The organism is Methylorubrum sp. SL192, from assembly GCF_026672325.1.
In the GTDB taxonomy this organism is placed as follows: domain Bacteria; phylum Pseudomonadota; class Alphaproteobacteria; order Rhizobiales; family Beijerinckiaceae; genus Methylobacterium; species Methylobacterium extorquens.
On sequence record NZ_JAPPQV010000003.1, the window covers coordinates 3100328 to 3115099 of the forward strand.

The following is a 14772-nucleotide window of genomic DNA, read 5'->3' on the forward strand; positions in this document are numbered from 1 at the left end:
CCATGCTGCGCTAGCGCCGGCTGTTCGGGCTGCCGCTCGCGCTCGGACCGGCGCCGCTGGCGGCTCCCGTCGGAGCGTGTCCGGCAGGCGGCGAAACGGACGCAGCCGGCCCCGCGCGGTCCGCGTTCACGGCCGAATTCCGCATCATCCTCTGCAGAATGGCGTCGGCGGGTTTGGGAGAAACCGTCTCGCCCGCGCGGACCCGCTGCAAGCCTTCGGCGATGACCTGCTCTCCGACCTTGAGGCCGCCCGTCACTGCCGCGAGCGTCGTGCTCGACTGACCAAGCTGAATCCGACGCTCCTCGGCCTTATTGTCTTGCCCGATCACGTAGACGTAGCTGCCCCGCTGGTCGGCCAGGACGGCGGCGCGGGGAATCGCGACCACCTCGACCGGCTCGACGCCCTCGAGGAACACGGTCACGAACTCGCCATCCGTGAGTTCACGAAGGGTGAGCAAGCTGCGGGTTTGACCGAAGATCGGAGGGTTCGGCAGCACGCCGCGAAGCAGGATCGTGTCGGTATTCGTCGCGATGGTGTTGTTGACGAAATCGAGCGTCCCGGTGTGATCGTAGAAGCGGCCGTCCGGGAGTTGCGCCCGGATCAGGACGGCGCCGAATCCGCCCGTCGGCCCATAGCGCGCTCTCAGATTGATCGCTTCACGGACCGGCACCGGAAACGTCACGAACATCGGGTCCTGGCTGATGATCGTCGTCAGCACTCCGGAGCCCGGCCCGACGACGTTGCCGATCGTCAGGGATGTGCGCCCGATCTGGCCGGCAATCGGCGCGCGGATCTCCGTGTAGCCGAGATTGATCTGCGCCGTGTCGAGCTGGGCGTGTGCGCCTTGGAGCTGCGCCTCCAAGGCCCGCTCGTTCGCGAGGGCCGCGTCGTAGGTCGATTGCTGCCCGGCCGGCCCGCCGAGCAGGGTTCGGGCGCGCTGCGTCGTCAGACGCGCGTTCTCCAATTGCGCTTCGACCTGCGCAATCTGCGCCTTCTGCGCGGCCACGACCGCCTGGAACGGGCCCTGCTCGAGGAGGTAGAGGAGCGCGCCTTCCTCGACATCCGTGCCCTCGACGAAGAGCCGCTTCTCGATGAACGCCGTCACCCGGGCGACGATGTCGACGCGCTGCTTCGCCTCGATGCGGCCGATGAACTGCTCCGTCTGGGTGATCGGCTCCTTGCGCGCGGCGATGATGCCGACGACGGGGGGGCCCGTCGGCTCGGCCTGCGCGAACGCCGTCGAAATGGCGGGCGGGCACGCGGCGGAGAGCGTTGCGGCGGCCACCCAGACCCGGAGCGTGAACATGCCGGTCATCGTCATGTCCGCCTCCGGGGGTTTGACACGTATTCTTTCGACGAACCGGTGACCACTTCGCCGGAATGCGCTCTAGAACGACGGCTTATTGCCGATGCACTTGCATCGCTTCGATTTCAGAACCCGGCAGCGACCGCTGCAGCAATCTCTCGCACCGCGTCCGACCCATCCATTGCCGCGACACTCGATATTCATGTCGCGCGTCGTCATGATCTGGCCCGGCCGGCTCATGGCCATCGTCGCAGTATAGATATTGACTCCCATCATCATCACCGGAACAGCAACGAGCATTGCAACGCTTCGCATGGCGCATCCTCCATCATGATTGATCGATTGGCGGGCGGTAAATTGGAAAATCTACCAATCAGGGTTTGAACCGGGCCTCTTCGTCAGGATGGGCGACGGTGGCGACGTGGCGATTCAAGTCGGCGCCGGCAGGCGGATCGAACTGAGGCATGGTCAATCCCTGCAAGACCGACAGTATAGCCGAGGCGGGCAGGCCAGCACCTTGACGATGATCAATCCAATTCCGGTATGACTCCACGAGATCGTCAGGGATTTGCGGATTCTTCATCGCAGAGGACTGTTCCCGACGGGACGCGTCCGAGGCGCGAGGTCGCGCACCGAACCACCCGTCCGGTCCGCGCCCCTGTTCGGATCGCCGATCAGGTCGATTTCAGCAGCCATCGAAGCGGGAGGGCGATGAGCGTCAGGCTGACGACACTCATTGCCCAGAGCAGAACGAACCAGCCGATCCGCCGGAGCTTGCCGGTGATCGTCTCGCTGCGAACCCGTGCGGCGTCGGGCCTGAAGGCAGGCTCCGCCATCGGCTGATGAAGACCCATCAGTGATACCCGGATTCCGGTGTGACCTTGCCGCGGAACAGCCAGTACACGTAGGCCGTGTATCCGAGCACCATCGGCACCAGCACCACCGCACCGGCGAGAAGAAAGGCTTGGCTGCTCGGATGCGTGGCCGCGGCCCAGATCGAGATGTCCGGCGGCACGATCATCGGCCAAAAGCTGATGGCGAGCCCGATGTAAGAGAGCAGAAAGAAGCCGAGCGCGCAGAGGAAGGGCATGAGCTCCTCCCGCCGCTCCAGCGAGCGCTGGAAGCGCAAAGCCAGCAGCCCGACGAGCACGGGCACCGGCGCCCCGACGAGGAGGCCGGGGAAGGAGAGCCAGCGCTCGCGGAAGGGGGCGCTGAGGACGAGCATCGTGAGTGAGATGATCGCGATCAGGAGCAAGGTCGCGAGGCCCAGAGGGCGGGCGAGGCGGTAAGCGCGGATCTGCAATTCGCCCCCCGTCTTCCAGATGAGCCAGCATGCGCCCAGGAGCGCGTAGCCCACCACCAGCGCCACGCCGGTCAGCAGGGAGAAGGGGGTGAGCCAGTCCCACCAGCCGCCGGCATAGGCCCGCCCCTCGACGCGGATGCCCTGGACGAGGGCGCCGAGCGCGATGCCCTGGCAGAAGGCCGCGACGTAGCTGCCCCAGGAGAAAGCCCGGTCCCACCAGAGCTGACCCCGCGCCGTGACCATGCGAAAGCGCATCTCGAAGGCGACACCGCGGAAGACGAGGGCGAGCAGCATCAGGATCAGCGGCATGTAGAGCGCCGGCAGGATCGTCACGTAGGCCAGCGGGAAGACCGCGAAGAGGCCGCCGCCGCCGAGGATCAGCCAGGTCTCGTTGCCGTCCCAGACGGGGGCGACGGAGTTCACCATCACGTCCCGATCGGCCTTGGCGGACATGGCCGGGAACAGGATGCCGATGCCGAGATCGAACCCGTCCATCGCCACGTAGAGGAACACGGCGGTGGCGATCAGGACGGCCCAGATCAGCGTGAGGTCGAGAGACATCGAAACCGCTTCCTTCACTCAGCGGGCTGGGCATTCGGACCGGCGGCGAGCGCCGGGGCCGGGGTAATGCCGGCGGTGCGCACCGGCTGACCGGTGGGCAGACCCGCCTCGTGCGGTCGCGGGGGCTGATTGAAGAGGTGCAGAAGGAACCAGATGCCGGCCCCGAACACGACGAAGTAGACCACGGCGAACGCGGCCAGCGAGGTCGCGACCGCGGGGGCGGCGATGGGTGAGACGCTGTCGGCGGTGCGCAGCAGCCCGTACACCGTGAAGGGCTGACGCCCGGATTCCGTCACCACCCAGCCCGCCGTGACGGCGACGAGACCGGACGGGCCCATCGCGACCGCGCAGCGGTGCAGCCATCGCGACGTGTAGAGCCGCTCCTTCCAACGCAGATAGAGCGAGGTCACGCCCAAGGCGATCATCAGGAAGCCGAGCCCGACCATGACCCGGAAGGCCCAGAACACCAGGGGCAGGTTGGTCGGCCAGGTGTCGCGGGGCAGGGCCTTCAGCCCGCGCACCTCGGCGTTGAGGTCGTGGGCGAGATACAGGCTCGCGAGCCCCGGGATGCCGATCGCCCAACGCGTCGTCTCGGCCCGCGCGTCCGGCCAGCCGAACAGGATCGAGGGCGCGCGCCGCTCACTGTCGAAATGGCCTTCCATCGCCGCGACCTTGGCGGGCTGATGGTGGTAGGTGTTGGTCCCATGCAGATCGCCCAGGACGAGTTGGACGGGGGCGACGATGGCCGCCATCCACATCGCCATCGAGAACATCAGGCGCGCGCGCGGGTTCGATCGGTCGCGCAGGAGATGCCACGCCCCCACCGCGCCGACGATCATCGCGGTGGTCAGGTAGGCGGCGGTGACGGTGTGGGCGAAACGGAACGGGAAGGACGGGTTGAAGACCACCGCCCACCAATCCTGGGGCGCGAAATGGCCGTTGGCGTCGAGCACGTAGCCCGCCGGCGTCTGCATCCAGGAATTGGCCGACAGGATCCAGAAGGCCGAGGTCAGCGTGCCCACCGCGACGAGGCAGGTGGCCAGGAAGTGGAGGCGCGGGCCCACGCGCTCCAGTCCGAACAGCATCACTCCGAGAAAACCCGCCTCCAGAAAGAAGGCCGTCAGAACCTCGTAGCCCAGAAGGGGACCGAGAATCGGAGCCGTCTTGTCGGAGAAGACCGACCAGTTGGTGCCGAACTGGTAGCTCATGACGAGCCCCGAGACGACGCCCATGGCGAACGCGATGGCGAAGATCTTGAGCCAGTACCGGTAGGAATCGAGATAGACCGCGCGTCCGGTGGTGAGCCAGAAGGCTTCGAGCACGGCAAGGAAGCTGGCCAGCCCGATGGTGAAAGCCGGAAACAGGAAATGCCAGACGACCGTGAAGGCGAATTGGCTCCGAGCGAGATCGAGTGCGCTGGGGAGGTAGATGTCCGGCATCTTTAGAAACTCGATCGGCGGAAGTGAAGTACGGCTCCCTCAGCGCACATCCTCGACACCCCCTGTATTGGAGGCACCGGCAAAGTACGCCCCAACAGGGAAGCGCATCACGCTGAAGGCCGCATTGATCGAGATCAGACGGGAGCGTCGCGGCCGCGATGATTACGCCGCGCCCCAGGCGTGGTTCACCCCGATGGAGGGCCTGCGCGCCGGTTTGCCCAGTTCTGGCCGGGCCCTGACGGTCGTTACGTCAAGGCCGCGCTTGTCCGGTAGAGCATGTAAGCGGCGACCGTGAAGATAAGGGACGCGAAGATCCGATCGAGCGCGCCCTTCCGTCCGGCGAGACGGCAGGCGAGGCGCATGCCGACCCAGCCGCCGATGAGGCCGCCGGCGACGTACTGGGCCGCGACCGGCCAATCGATCAGGCCGGAGAGGGCATAATTCGCCGCCGTCGCAAGGCCGAAGGCACCGACCGCGAAGAGCGAGGTGCCGATGGCGTTGATCATCGGCATCCCCGTCGCGAACACGAGACCCGGCACGATCAGGAAGCCGCCGCCGATCCCGAAGAACCCGGACGCCCCGCCGACGGCCAGCGCCACCACGGCCAATCTCGGCGTGAAGGCGGGGGCGGACGGCGCGCCGGCCGCAACTCGCCCGGAGCCGTTGCGCTCGCCGGACCGCAGCATCAGCAGCCCGACGGCGATCATGAGCAGGGCGAACAGGAAGAGCAGACGCTCGCCGTCGAAGGCCTTACCCAGCGTCGAGCCACCGAGGGCGCCGACGACACCGAAGGCCGCGAACACCAGCGCGTTGCCCCAGCGCACGTTGCCCGCCCGCCAATGGCCGGTGAAGTTCGCCATGGCGCTGACCGCCACCGCGAGCGCGCCCGTCCCGATCGCGACATGCGGCTGCCCCACGCCCACCACGTAGAGCAGGAGGGGCGTCGCCAGGATCGACCCGCCGCCGCCGATGAGCCCGAGGCTGAACCCGACGAAGCCGCCGGACAGGAGGGCGAGCACGACGCTCATCGCGGGGTTGGCTCCGGAGGATCCTGGCTCCGGCCGGTCGCCGCCGCGCCCGCCTGGGCGAACATGGCCGCCCCGCCATTGCGGGCCCGTTCGCTCGCCTTCCCGCGACGGGGACGGCGCGGCTCCTCCGAACCGAACATCGCGTGCAGGATCTCGACGAGCTCGACCGCACGGGGCGCTGTCAGCGTGTAGAAGACCGTCTTGTGCTCGCGGCGAGTCGAGACCAGCCCGGCCTCGCGCAACTCGCCCAAATGCTGGGAGAGACTCGGCTGGCGGATGCCGAGTTCGCGCTCCATCTCGGCCACGGAGCACTCGCCTTCGAACAAGCGGCTGAGGAGGCGCAACCGTCCGGGATGGGCGAACACCTTCAGGAGGTCGGACACCTCCCGGGCCTTGTCCTCGGGAAATGAGGCCGCCGGGCTCATTCCCACACCGCCCCTTCCAGGGCGTTGAGCGGAAACTTGAGATAGCGCCTGCCGTTCGCCTCGGGCTCCGGCAGCCGGCCGCCACGGATATTGACCTGCAACGCGTGCAGGATGAGCTTGGGCATCGGCAGGGTGGCGTCGCGCGCCTCTCGGATGCGCACGAACTCCGCCTCGCTGCGCGCCGCGACCATGTGGGTGTTGGCGGCCTTCTGCTCGGCGACGGTGCTTTCCCAGCGCGGTTCGCGACCGCCCGGCTGGTAATCGTGCCCGGTGAAGAGGCGCGTGGCGTCCGGCAGCGCGAGGATGGCCTGGATCGAGCGCCAGAGCGCGACGGCGCTACCGCCGGGGAAGTCGGCCCGCGCGGTGCCCGAATCCGGCATGAACAGGGTGTCGTGCACGAAGGCGGCGTCGCCGATCACGTAGGTGACGGAGGCCAGCGTGTGGCCGGGCGAGAACAGGATGCGGGCCGGCACTTCGCCGACCGAGAAGACGTCGCCCTCCGCGAAGGTCCGGTCCCATTGGGCGCCTTCGATCGGCAGGTCCGTGAAGCCGTAGAGAGCCTTCCAGAGTTTCTGGACGTCGACGACCCGCTCGCCGATGGCGGTCGGGGCCCCGGTGCGCTCCTTGAGGTATTGAGCGGCCGAGAAGTGGTCGGCATGCGGGTGCGTATCCAGGATCCATTCGACCGAGAGCCCGGCCGCGCGCATGTAGTCCAGGATCTCGTCGGCGCAGCGCGTCGCGGTCGCCCCCGACTTCTCGTCGAAGTCGAGCACGGGATCGACGATGGCGCAGCGCTTCGTCCGCGGGCACGAGACCACGTACTGGATGCTGCCCGTGCGCCGCTCGTAGAAGCCCCGGACGATGGGGTGCGGGCCGTCCGTCTCCGTCATGGTCACAAGGTTCCCGTTCGGAAGTACCAGTCGCCGGCCTCACCCTCCGGACGGGCGGCGGCTCCGTGGAACGTCAGCGGCGGCGCGACGAGGATCGGGTCGCCCGGCCGCCAAGCCTCCGGTGTGACGACGTCCGCCTCGTCGGTGACCTGAAGCGCGGCGACGAGGCGCAGGATCTCCTCGACGCTGCGCCCGACCGTCATCGGGTAGGTGGTGGAGGCCCGGATGATCCCGTCCGGATCGATGACGAAGGTGGTCCTCACAGTCGCGCTCGACACGGCGCCCGGCGGCAGCATGCCGTAGGCGCGGGCGATGGCCATGGAGGGATCCTCCAGCATCGGGAACGGAACGCGGACGCCGAAGCGCTCCTCGATGTTGTGCGCCCAGGCGAGGTGCGACGACAGGCTGTCGACCGAGAGGCCGAGCAGGTCGCAATCCAGCATCTGGAACCGGGGATGGGCGCGCGAGAAGGCGAGGAACTCGCTCGTGCAGACCGGCGTGAAGTCCGCCGGATGGGAGAACAGGACCAGCCAGCGACCGCGGTAATCCTCAAGCGTCCGCTCGCCCATCGTCGTGCGCGCGCGGAAGCCCGGAGCGGGATCGCCCATCACCGGGGGGCCGGCCGGCCGGTCGGTCGCCAGATCGGACCTTTCAATATGTGAAATCATATATCGATGCTCCAGGCTTTTCGCCGGCATAGAGGCAGGTAGTGCCGGTACTGTGCCACTGTCAATATTCGATATGCTCCGGGGGATTAAGTCAATATGCAATTTTATATAGCGACGGAGCCGTCGGTGGACGTCCATCACATCACGCGCGACTTGGCCGTCGCACCGCAGATCCGGCCTGACGACATCCCGGCGGTCGCGTCCGCCGGGTTCCGGTCGATCCTCTGCAACCGCCCCGACGCCGAGGCCCCCGACCAGCCGAATTTTCGTGAGATCGAGCGGCGGGCCGGGGAGGGCGGCCTCGTCGCCCGCGACCTGCCGGTCACGTCGGGCCGTATCACCGACGCGGATGTCGCGGCCTTCGAGGCGGCAGCGGACACCCTGCCGAAGCCGGTGCTGGCCTATTGCCGCACCGGCACGCGCTCGGCGACGCTATGGTCGCTCGCCGAGGCACGGCGCGGCCGCGCCGTGGCGGAGATCCTGGCGGCCACGAAGGCCGCAGGCTACGACCTGAAAGGCGCCGCGCCCCGGATGGCGGCGCAGGCCGGCGCGGCGAAAGAGAGAACCGAGCAACGGTTCGCGATTGTCATCGTCGGCGGCGGCGCGGCCGGCCTCGCGGCGGCCTCAAGCCTGAAGGCGCGCAAGCCCGACCTGGAGGTCGCCGTGATCGACCCGGCCGACATCCACTACTACCAGCCCGGCTGGACGCTGGTGGGCGCCGGCGTGTTCGACACGGCGGTGACCGCCCGGACCATGGCGTCCCTGATCCCGGACGGCGTGACGTGGATCAAGGCCGGCGTTGTCGCCTTCGAGCCCCAGAGGAAGGCCGTGATGCTGGAGGACGGCCGGACCATCGGCTACGACCGCCTCGTCGTCGCCCCCGGACTCAAGCTCGACTGGGGCGGCATCGAGGGGCTGGTCGAAACGCTCGGCCGGAACGGGGTCACCTCGAACTACCGCTTCGACCTCGCGCCCTATACCTGGGAGCTGGTCCGGAACCTCGGCGGAGGTCGGGCCGTGTTCACCCAGCCCCCCATGCCGATCAAGTGCGCGGGCGCCCCGCAGAAGGCGATGTATCTCTCCGCCGACCATTGGCGGCGTGCCGGCCGCCTGAGGGAGATCGGGATCGACCTCTTCACGGCGACCCCGAGCCTGTTCGGCGTGAAGGAATATGTGCCGCCCCTGATGGAGTACGTCCGGCGCTACGACGCGAAGCTGCACTTCCGTCACGACCTCACGCGCATCGACGGCTCGGCCAAGCGCGCGTGGTTCACCTGCACGGCCGAGGACGGGACCCCATCGACGGTCGAGACCGGGTTCGACATGATCCATGTCGTTCCGCCCCAGCAGGCCCCCGATTTCGTCAGGGAATCCCCCCTGGCGGATCCGAGCGGCTGGGTCGAGGTGGACCCGGCGAGTCTGCGCCACAAGCGCTTTACCGACGTCTACGGGCTGGGCGACGCTTGCAGCGCGCCGAACGCCAAGACCGCCGCCGCGGCACGCAAGCAGGCGCCCGTGGTGGCGCACAACCTGCTGCGCGACATGGGCTTCATCGAGGGGCCGGATGCCGTCTACGACGGCTACGGCTCGTGCCCGCTCACCGTCGAGCGCGGCAAGATCCTGCTTGCCGAGTTCGGCTATGGCGGCAAGCTTCTTCCCAGCTTCCCGTCCTGGCTCCTCGACGGTACGAAGCCGAGCCGGGCCGCGTGGCTGCTCAAGGAGCGCCTGCTCCCGCCCCTCTACTGGCACGGCATGCTCATGGGGCGCGAGTGGATGGCCAAGCCCAAGCGGGCGGTTTGATCGCGCCGCACCAAGAGGTCGATCCAGGCCGTCGCTCGCGTCGATGCGCAGATCGAGCCCGGCATCAGAGCCAATCTGCGAAGACGCCTGCAGAACACGCAAGACGTCATCCACGTCAAATGGCCAAGCTTGTTCACATAAATCAATCCCCACGCGACCCATCGGACTTTTTCCGATCAGGCATCTTTTCGCAGAACCCTTTTGTCATTTGCGACGTTTTGAGCGTCTAAAGTTTCGGAGGATACGCCATGAAGACGATTGCGATGGGTCTTGCCGCGTTGCTGATGAGCACGTCGGTCTACGCTCAAAGCGCCGCGACCGGTGGGTCCGAGCGCGGCGGCATGCGGGCCGGTGCGGAGCAGTCCGGTGGGCAGACCGGGATGTCGGGCAGCGAGCGCGGCGGCATGGGCGCCAAGGGCAGCGAGGCGCGCGGGGGTGGAAACGCCATGGGCGGTGAGCGCAGCGCCGCCCGGGACGGCGGCGAAGCCGGCCGGGGCGGGGCGGATCGCGGTGACATGGCGCGCGGCGAGCGCGGTTCGGAGCGCGGCATGAGCGGTCGCGCCGGCCGCGATACGGCCGAGCGCGATGAGCGGAGCGACACGGTCCGCAGCAACGCCCGCGCCGAGCGGAGCGACCGGTTCCAGGATCGCACGCACGACCGCACCCACGACCGGACTCATGTCAGCAGCCGCACCGATGTGCGCTCCACCACCGTCGATGGCGGCTATCGCCGCGAGGGCCGGTACGTGTTCGTCGGCGGCCGACGGATCGTGTACGGTTCGCCCGAGTATCGCCGCCTGATCGTCACCGAGCGCCGCAGCACCGGCCCGCGCCGCTACGTCACCATCCGCGGCCAGCGCGTGATCTACGGCTCGCCGGAATATCGCCGCCTCGTCAGCGTCGGCGAGACGCGCCGCTACGTAACGATCCGCGGCCAGCGCGTCGTGTACGGCTCGCCCGAGTACCGTCGCCTCTCCACCACCGTCTCGACCACCGAGCGGCGCGGCGGCACGGTCAATGCGGGCTTCCGCGAGCGCAACGAGGTCCGTGGGTCGGAGACCCGCACCGATCTGCGCAGCCGCAGCAGCGAGACCCGCGACAGCCAGCGCAACGAGATGCGTGCCTCGGATCAGGCGCGTGGGGCCGAGCGCGGGGCTGAACGCGGCGGTCGCTCGATGGAGCAGGGCCGGGGCGGCGAGGGCGCGCGCAATGTCGGCATGCGCGGCGAGGGCAACGAGCGCGGCGGCGTCCGCAACGCCTCTGAGCAGGGCGGCGGCATGGGCAACACGGGCGGCAACCGCGGCAGCGAGCAGCGCGGCGGGATGCAATCCGGCTCGCGCGGCGGCACCGAGGGCGGCGCCGGCATGAGCGGCCGCTGATCAGCGGAACTTCAAAGGGATCATCCCTTTGGCGGAATGCCGGGGCTCTGCCCCGGCATTCTTTTATGGTTGTCTACGACCGTCCCAGAAAGTCGATCAGCGCGGCGTTGACCGCCTCCGGCGCGTCGTGCTGCACCCAGTGGGTCGCCTGCGGAAAACGCTGCAGGCGGCCCCGCTCGCATAGGTCCAGACTCGCCTCGGCAAGGCCCGTCTGGAGCGCCTGATCGCGCTCCCCCCACAGGATCAGCGTCGGCGCGACGATCTTCGGCGGGTGCCGCTCGCGGGGCAGCTGAGCGAGCGCCCGATACCAGTTCAGCATCGCGGTGACCGCGCCGGGGCGCAGCCATTCGCGCGCGTAGACGTCGAGATCGGCCTCGGTGAAGCTGCCGGGCGCGCTCGACCGGCGCATCAGGGCCCGCAGCAGGCGGCCCTCCCGCGCCGTCAGCACCCGTTCGGGCAGCAGGGGGAGCTGGAAGAAGCCGGCATAGGCGCTGCGCAGGGCCTGCCCCGGATGGCGCCGGAGATAGGGGCCGAACACGCCGGGATGGCAGGCGTTCAGCGCGGCGAGCCGCTCGACCCGCTCGGGGTGAAAGCTCGCGACCCAGAACGCGACGAGCCCGCCCCAATCGTGCCCGACGAGGTTGAACCGCGCGAGCCCGCAGGCATCGGCGAGCGCGATCACGTCCTGGGCGAGCCGGTCGAGGTGGTAGGCGGCGATGCCTTTGGGGCGGTCGCTCAGGCCGTAGCCGCGCTGATCGGGGATGAGGAGGCGCAGGCCGCTGCCTGCGAGCGGCCCGATCTGATGCCGCCAGCCGAACCAGAATTCCGGAAAGCCGTGCAGCAGGATCGTCGGCACCCCATCCGCCGGCCCCGCCTCGGCGACATGCAGGCGCAGACCGCGGAGGTCGATGTGACGGTGGCTGACGGCGGGATCGGACATGGGTTCGGGGACACTCGCGCGCGGTCGATGGGCAAGTCGGGACAGATGCCGGGACAGATGCCGGTATTTCGGCCAACCCGGCAGGGCCGGCGCGGTTCGGGCGCGGCGCCAACCGGGGCGGAAGCCGCTATAGGTAGCATCCGATCACGGGAGACGCCCTTCCCCGATGCCGCTGCTCCGCTGCCTTCTCGCGCTCGCCTGCCTGTGGCCGGCCCTGCTGTGGTCCTGCCTCGCGGCGGCCCGGCCCTTCACCGACGCCGCCGGGCGCCGGGTCGAGGTGCCGGAGCGGGTGCTCCGGGTGCTCGCCGCCGGCCCGCCCGCGGCGGTGCTGCTCTCCACCCTGGCGCCCGACAAGATGATCGGCTGGCCGCGGGCGCCGAGCCCGGAGGAGCGCGCGTATCTCGCCCCGGCACTGCGCGACCTGCCCGCCACCGGGCGGCTGACGGGGCGGGGCGGCAGCGCCAATGTCGAGGCGGTGCTGGCGCTCAAGCCGGACCTCATCGTCGATGTCGGCAGCACGGCGGCGACCTACGCCTCCCTTGCCGACCGGGTGCAGGCGCAGACCGGCATCCCCTACCTGCTGCTCGACGGGCGTTTCAGCGCGACGCCCGAGACCTACCGGACGCTGGGCCAGCTCATCGGCACGCCGGAGGCCGGCGAAGCGCTCGCCGCGGCGTCGGAGACGATCCTGAAGGGGGTGGCCGAGGCGGTGGCCGCGGTGCCGGAGGAGAAGCGCCCGCGCGTCTATTACGGCCGCGGCCCCCGCGGGCTGGAGACGGGCCTGTCCGGCTCGATCAACACCGAGATCATCGAGGCGGCGGGCGGCCGCAACGTGGCCGGGGCGGGTGCCGGCGGGCTCGCCGCCGTCTCGCCCGAGCAGGTGCTGGTCTGGAACCCGGACGTGATCATCGCCCTCGACCCCGATTTCCCGAAGCTCGCCGCCGCCGACCCGCTCTGGAACGGGCTGAAGGCGGTGCGGGAGGGCCGCGTCCACGCGGTGCCGACGCTGCCCTTCGGCTGGGTCGATGCCCCGCCGGGGGTCAACCGCCTGATCGGCCTGCGCTGGCTCGCCGGCCTGTTCTTCCCCGAGCAGTTCCCGCAGACGCTCGGCGACGCCGTGCGCGACTTCTACAAGCGCTTCTACCGGGTCGAGCTCACGCCCGAGCAGCTCGACCGCCTCCTGCGCGACGCCGCCGGACCGGGGCCGACCCGGTGAGCGAGGCCGCGAGCGCCGCTCAGGCCCGACCCGCGCGGTGGCGCCTCCTGCCGCTGGCGGTCCTGGCCCCGGTCGCGCTGATCCTCCTCGTCCTGGTCTCGCTCGGCATCGGCCGCTACCCCGTGCCGCTCGCCGACGTTTTCGGGGTGCTCGTTGCCAAGCTGTTCGGCCAAGCGCCCGCCCTCGATCCCGCCGCGCAGACCGTGGTGCTGAACGTGCGCCTGCCGCGTGTGTTCGGGGCGCTCGTGGTCGGAGCCGGGCTCGCGGCGGCGGGGGCGACCTATCAGGGGCTGTTTCGCAATCCCCTGGTCTCGCCGGACATCCTCGGGGTTTCGGCGGGCGCGAGCCTCGGAGCGGTGCTCGGCATCGTGCTCGCCCTGCCGGTGGCGGCGATCCAGGGGCTCGCCTTCGCCGGAGGGCTCGCCGCGGTCGGCGCCGTCTACGCCGTCGGCCTCGCGGTGCGCAGGCACGATCCGGTGCTGACCCTCGTGCTCGCGGGCGTCGCCGTGGGGGCGCTGCTCGGGGCCGGGATCTCGCTGCTCAAGGTGCTCGCCGACCCCTACAACCAACTCCCCGCCATCACCTTCTGGCTGCTCGGCAGCCTCGCCTCGGTCACGGCGGGCGACATCGCCGCGATCCTGCCGGCGATGGCCCTCGGCCTCGCTCCCCTGGTGCTGCTGCGCTGGCGCGTGAACCTGATGAGCCTCGGCGACGAGGAGGCCCGCGCGCTGGGCGTCGAGACGCGCCGGCTCCGCCCGCTCCTGGTGGCGGGCGCGACGCTGGTGACCGCCGCCGCGGTCTCGGTGACGGGCGTCATCGGCTGGATCGGGCTGATCGTGCCGCACGTCGCCCGGCTGCTGGTCGGGCCGGATTTCCGCCGCCTGCTGCCGGCCTCGATGCTGCTCGGAGCGGGCTACCTCACCGCGGTCGATCTCCTGGCCCGCACGGTGGCCACCATCGAGGTGCCGCTCGGCATCCTCACGGCGCTCGTCGGCGCGCCGTTCTTCCTCTGGCTGCTGGCTGCGGGAAAGCGGGGCTGGGCATGATCCTGGAGGTTCAGGATCTCGCCTTCGGCTACGGCACCCGCGTGGTCGGCTCCGGCGTCAGCCTGACGCTTCGGGACAGCGAGGCGCTCTGCCTGCTCGGGCCGAACGGCGGCGGCAAGACCACGCTGTTCAAGACTCTGCTCGGGCTGCTGCGCCCGCTCGCCGGCCGCGTCCTCTTGGACGGCACCGACCTGTCGGCGTTACCACGCCGCGAAGTTGCAAAAAGAATCGCCTACGTGCCGCAGGCGCATGCCGCCTTCTTCCCCTTCACCGTGCGGGAGGTGGTGCTGATGGGCCGCGCGAGCCGGCTTTCCGCTTTTGCCAGCCCCGGCCCGGCCGACCGCGCGGCGGCCGAGCGGGCGCTGGCGACGCTGGGCATCGGCCACTTGGCCGAGCGGATCTACACCGAGATCAGCGGCGGCGAGCGCCAGCTCGCGCTGATCGCCCGCGCCCTGGCCGGCGAGCCGCGGCTCCTCGTGATGGACGAGCCGACGGCGAGCCTCGATTTCGGGAACCAGGCGCGGGTGCTGACCCAGGTGCGGCGCCTCTCTGCCGCCGGCATCGCCGTGGTGCTCTCGACGCACGATCCCGGCCACGCCTTCCTCTGCGCCGACCGGGTGGCGCTGCTGCATGGCGGGCGCCTCGTCGCTTTGGGTCCGCCTTCGGAGACGGTGACGCCGGAGACCCTGCGGCTGCTCTACGGGGTCGAGGTCGCGGTGGTGCCGCTGCCGGGGCAGGGGCGGGCGGTCTGCACGCCGCTGATCGGCTGAG

Annotated in this window: 16 protein-coding genes; 6 read left to right on the forward strand and 10 right to left on the reverse strand. The window is 69.7% G+C overall.

From position 1 onward, the window contains the following. Positions 1–10: 10 nt before the first annotated feature. Positions 11–1321 (reverse strand): efflux RND transporter periplasmic adaptor subunit, encoded by a 1311-nt coding sequence (locus tag OVA30_RS15375; protein ID WP_268175973.1) that lies wholly within the window; start codon positions 1319–1321, stop codon positions 11–13. A 42-nt stretch (positions 1322–1363) separates the two neighbouring features. Here OVA30_RS15375 and OVA30_RS15380 point away from each other — a divergent pair, with 42 nt between their 5' ends. After that, on the forward strand, positions 1364–1690 hold the full coding sequence (locus OVA30_RS15380; RefSeq protein WP_268175974.1) for a hypothetical protein: 327 nt from the start codon (positions 1364–1366) through the stop codon (positions 1688–1690). Here OVA30_RS15380 and OVA30_RS15385 read toward each other — a convergent pair. The 8 genes from OVA30_RS15385 to OVA30_RS15420 all read right to left on the reverse strand — a co-directional run bounded on the left by OVA30_RS15385 (position 1680) and on the right by OVA30_RS15420 (position 7620). Next, a complete protein-coding gene (locus OVA30_RS15385) occupies positions 1680–1889 on the reverse strand; it encodes a hypothetical protein (protein ID WP_268175975.1) in 210 nt (69 codons plus the stop codon). The two genes, OVA30_RS15380 and OVA30_RS15385, sit on opposite strands and share 11 nt — an antisense overlap. Positions 1890–1980: 91 nt before the next feature. Continuing rightward, positions 1981–2160, reverse strand: coding sequence for a DUF2474 family protein (locus tag OVA30_RS15390; protein WP_268175976.1), 180 nt, complete (start codon positions 2158–2160; stop codon positions 1981–1983). Further along, positions 2160–3170 carry a cytochrome d ubiquinol oxidase subunit II gene (gene cydB, locus OVA30_RS15395; RefSeq protein WP_268175977.1) on the reverse strand — a complete coding sequence of 337 codons (1011 nt, stop codon included), beginning with the start codon at positions 3168–3170 and terminating at the stop codon, positions 2160–2162. Before cydB ends, OVA30_RS15390 begins: the two co-directional genes overlap by 1 nt. A gap of 14 nt (positions 3171–3184) precedes the next feature. Continuing rightward, on the reverse strand, positions 3185–4609 hold the full coding sequence (locus OVA30_RS15400) for a cytochrome ubiquinol oxidase subunit I (protein ID WP_268175978.1): 1425 nt from the start codon (positions 4607–4609) through the stop codon (positions 3185–3187). Positions 4610–4854: 245 nt separating this feature from the next. Continuing rightward, the gene (locus tag OVA30_RS15405; protein ID WP_268175979.1) at positions 4855–5637 is read right to left on the reverse strand and encodes a sulfite exporter TauE/SafE family protein; all 783 of its coding nucleotides are present in this window, start codon (positions 5635–5637) and stop codon (positions 4855–4857) included. Beyond that, positions 5634–6020 (reverse strand): ArsR/SmtB family transcription factor, encoded by a 387-nt coding sequence (locus tag OVA30_RS15410; RefSeq protein WP_268175980.1) that lies wholly within the window; start codon positions 6018–6020, stop codon positions 5634–5636. The genes OVA30_RS15405 and OVA30_RS15410 overlap by 4 nt, the downstream gene beginning before the upstream one ends. 38 nt (positions 6021–6058) lie before the next feature. Then, a complete protein-coding gene (locus OVA30_RS15415; RefSeq protein WP_268175981.1) occupies positions 6059–6952 on the reverse strand; it encodes an MBL fold metallo-hydrolase in 894 nt (297 codons plus the stop codon). Positions 6953–6954: 2 nt separating this feature from the next. Beyond that, the gene (locus OVA30_RS15420) at positions 6955–7620 is read right to left on the reverse strand and encodes a peroxiredoxin (RefSeq protein ID WP_268175982.1); all 666 of its coding nucleotides are present in this window, start codon (positions 7618–7620) and stop codon (positions 6955–6957) included. A 126-nt stretch (positions 7621–7746) separates the two neighbouring features. Here OVA30_RS15420 and OVA30_RS15425 point away from each other — a divergent pair, with 126 nt between their 5' ends. Further along, positions 7747–9420, forward strand: a complete 1674-nt coding sequence (locus tag OVA30_RS15425; RefSeq protein ID WP_268175983.1) for a bifunctional protein tyrosine phosphatase family protein/NAD(P)/FAD-dependent oxidoreductase — start codon at positions 7747–7749, stop codon at positions 9418–9420. A 248-nt stretch (positions 9421–9668) separates the two neighbouring features. Beyond that, entirely contained in the window at positions 9669–10799 is a 1131-nt protein-coding gene (locus tag OVA30_RS15430; RefSeq protein WP_268175984.1) for a hypothetical protein, read from the forward strand. A 73-nt stretch (positions 10800–10872) separates the two neighbouring features. Here OVA30_RS15430 and OVA30_RS15435 read toward each other — a convergent pair whose 3' ends face one another. After that, positions 10873–11739, reverse strand: coding sequence for an alpha/beta fold hydrolase (locus OVA30_RS15435; RefSeq protein WP_101475586.1), 867 nt, complete (start codon positions 11737–11739; stop codon positions 10873–10875). Between the two features lie 166 nt (positions 11740–11905). On the opposite strand from OVA30_RS15435, the gene OVA30_RS15440 reads away from it, so the two are divergent. Genes OVA30_RS15440 through OVA30_RS15450 form a run of 3 tightly spaced genes read left to right on the forward strand, consistent with a single transcriptional unit; the run spans position 11906 to position 14771 of the window. Continuing rightward, positions 11906–12955, forward strand: coding sequence for an iron ABC transporter substrate-binding protein (locus OVA30_RS15440; RefSeq protein WP_268175985.1), 1050 nt, complete (start codon positions 11906–11908; stop codon positions 12953–12955). Next, a complete protein-coding gene (locus OVA30_RS15445; protein ID WP_268175986.1) occupies positions 12952–14001 on the forward strand; it encodes a FecCD family ABC transporter permease in 1050 nt (349 codons plus the stop codon). The genes OVA30_RS15440 and OVA30_RS15445 overlap by 4 nt, the downstream gene beginning before the upstream one ends. Next, positions 13998–14771, forward strand: a complete 774-nt coding sequence (locus OVA30_RS15450) for an ABC transporter ATP-binding protein (protein ID WP_015952087.1) — start codon at positions 13998–14000, stop codon at positions 14769–14771. Before OVA30_RS15445 ends, OVA30_RS15450 begins: the two co-directional genes overlap by 4 nt. The last annotated feature ends 1 nt before the right edge of the window (position 14772 follow it).

Excerpts from the sequence above, each read along its gene's own strand:
- OVA30_RS15375 (WP_268175973.1), bottom strand. The coding sequence starts at position 1,321 with ATGACGATGACCGGCATGTTCACGCTCCGGGTCTGGGTGGCCGCCGCA.
- OVA30_RS15385 (WP_268175975.1), bottom strand. The coding sequence starts at position 1,889 with ATGAAGAATCCGCAAATCCCTGACGATCTCGTGGAGTCATACCGGAAT.
- OVA30_RS15390 (WP_268175976.1), bottom strand. The coding sequence starts at position 2,160 with ATGGGTCTTCATCAGCCGATGGCGGAGCCTGCCTTCAGGCCCGACGCC.
- cydB (WP_268175977.1), bottom strand. The coding sequence starts at position 3,170 with ATGTCTCTCGACCTCACGCTGATCTGGGCCGTCCTGATCGCCACCGCC.
- OVA30_RS15400 (WP_268175978.1), bottom strand. The coding sequence starts at position 4,609 with ATGCCGGACATCTACCTCCCCAGCGCACTCGATCTCGCTCGGAGCCAA.
- OVA30_RS15405 (WP_268175979.1), bottom strand. The coding sequence starts at position 5,637 with ATGAGCGTCGTGCTCGCCCTCCTGTCCGGCGGCTTCGTCGGGTTCAGC.
- OVA30_RS15415 (WP_268175981.1), bottom strand. The coding sequence starts at position 6,952 with ATGACGGAGACGGACGGCCCGCACCCCATCGTCCGGGGCTTCTACGAG.
- OVA30_RS15420 (WP_268175982.1), bottom strand. The coding sequence starts at position 7,620 with ATGATTTCACATATTGAAAGGTCCGATCTGGCGACCGACCGGCCGGCC.
- OVA30_RS15430 (WP_268175984.1), top strand. The coding sequence starts at position 9,669 with ATGAAGACGATTGCGATGGGTCTTGCCGCGTTGCTGATGAGCACGTCG.
- OVA30_RS15435 (WP_101475586.1), bottom strand. The coding sequence starts at position 11,739 with ATGTCCGATCCCGCCGTCAGCCACCGTCACATCGACCTCCGCGGTCTG.
- OVA30_RS15440 (WP_268175985.1), top strand. The coding sequence starts at position 11,906 with ATGCCGCTGCTCCGCTGCCTTCTCGCGCTCGCCTGCCTGTGGCCGGCC.
- OVA30_RS15450 (WP_015952087.1), top strand. The coding sequence starts at position 13,998 with ATGATCCTGGAGGTTCAGGATCTCGCCTTCGGCTACGGCACCCGCGTG.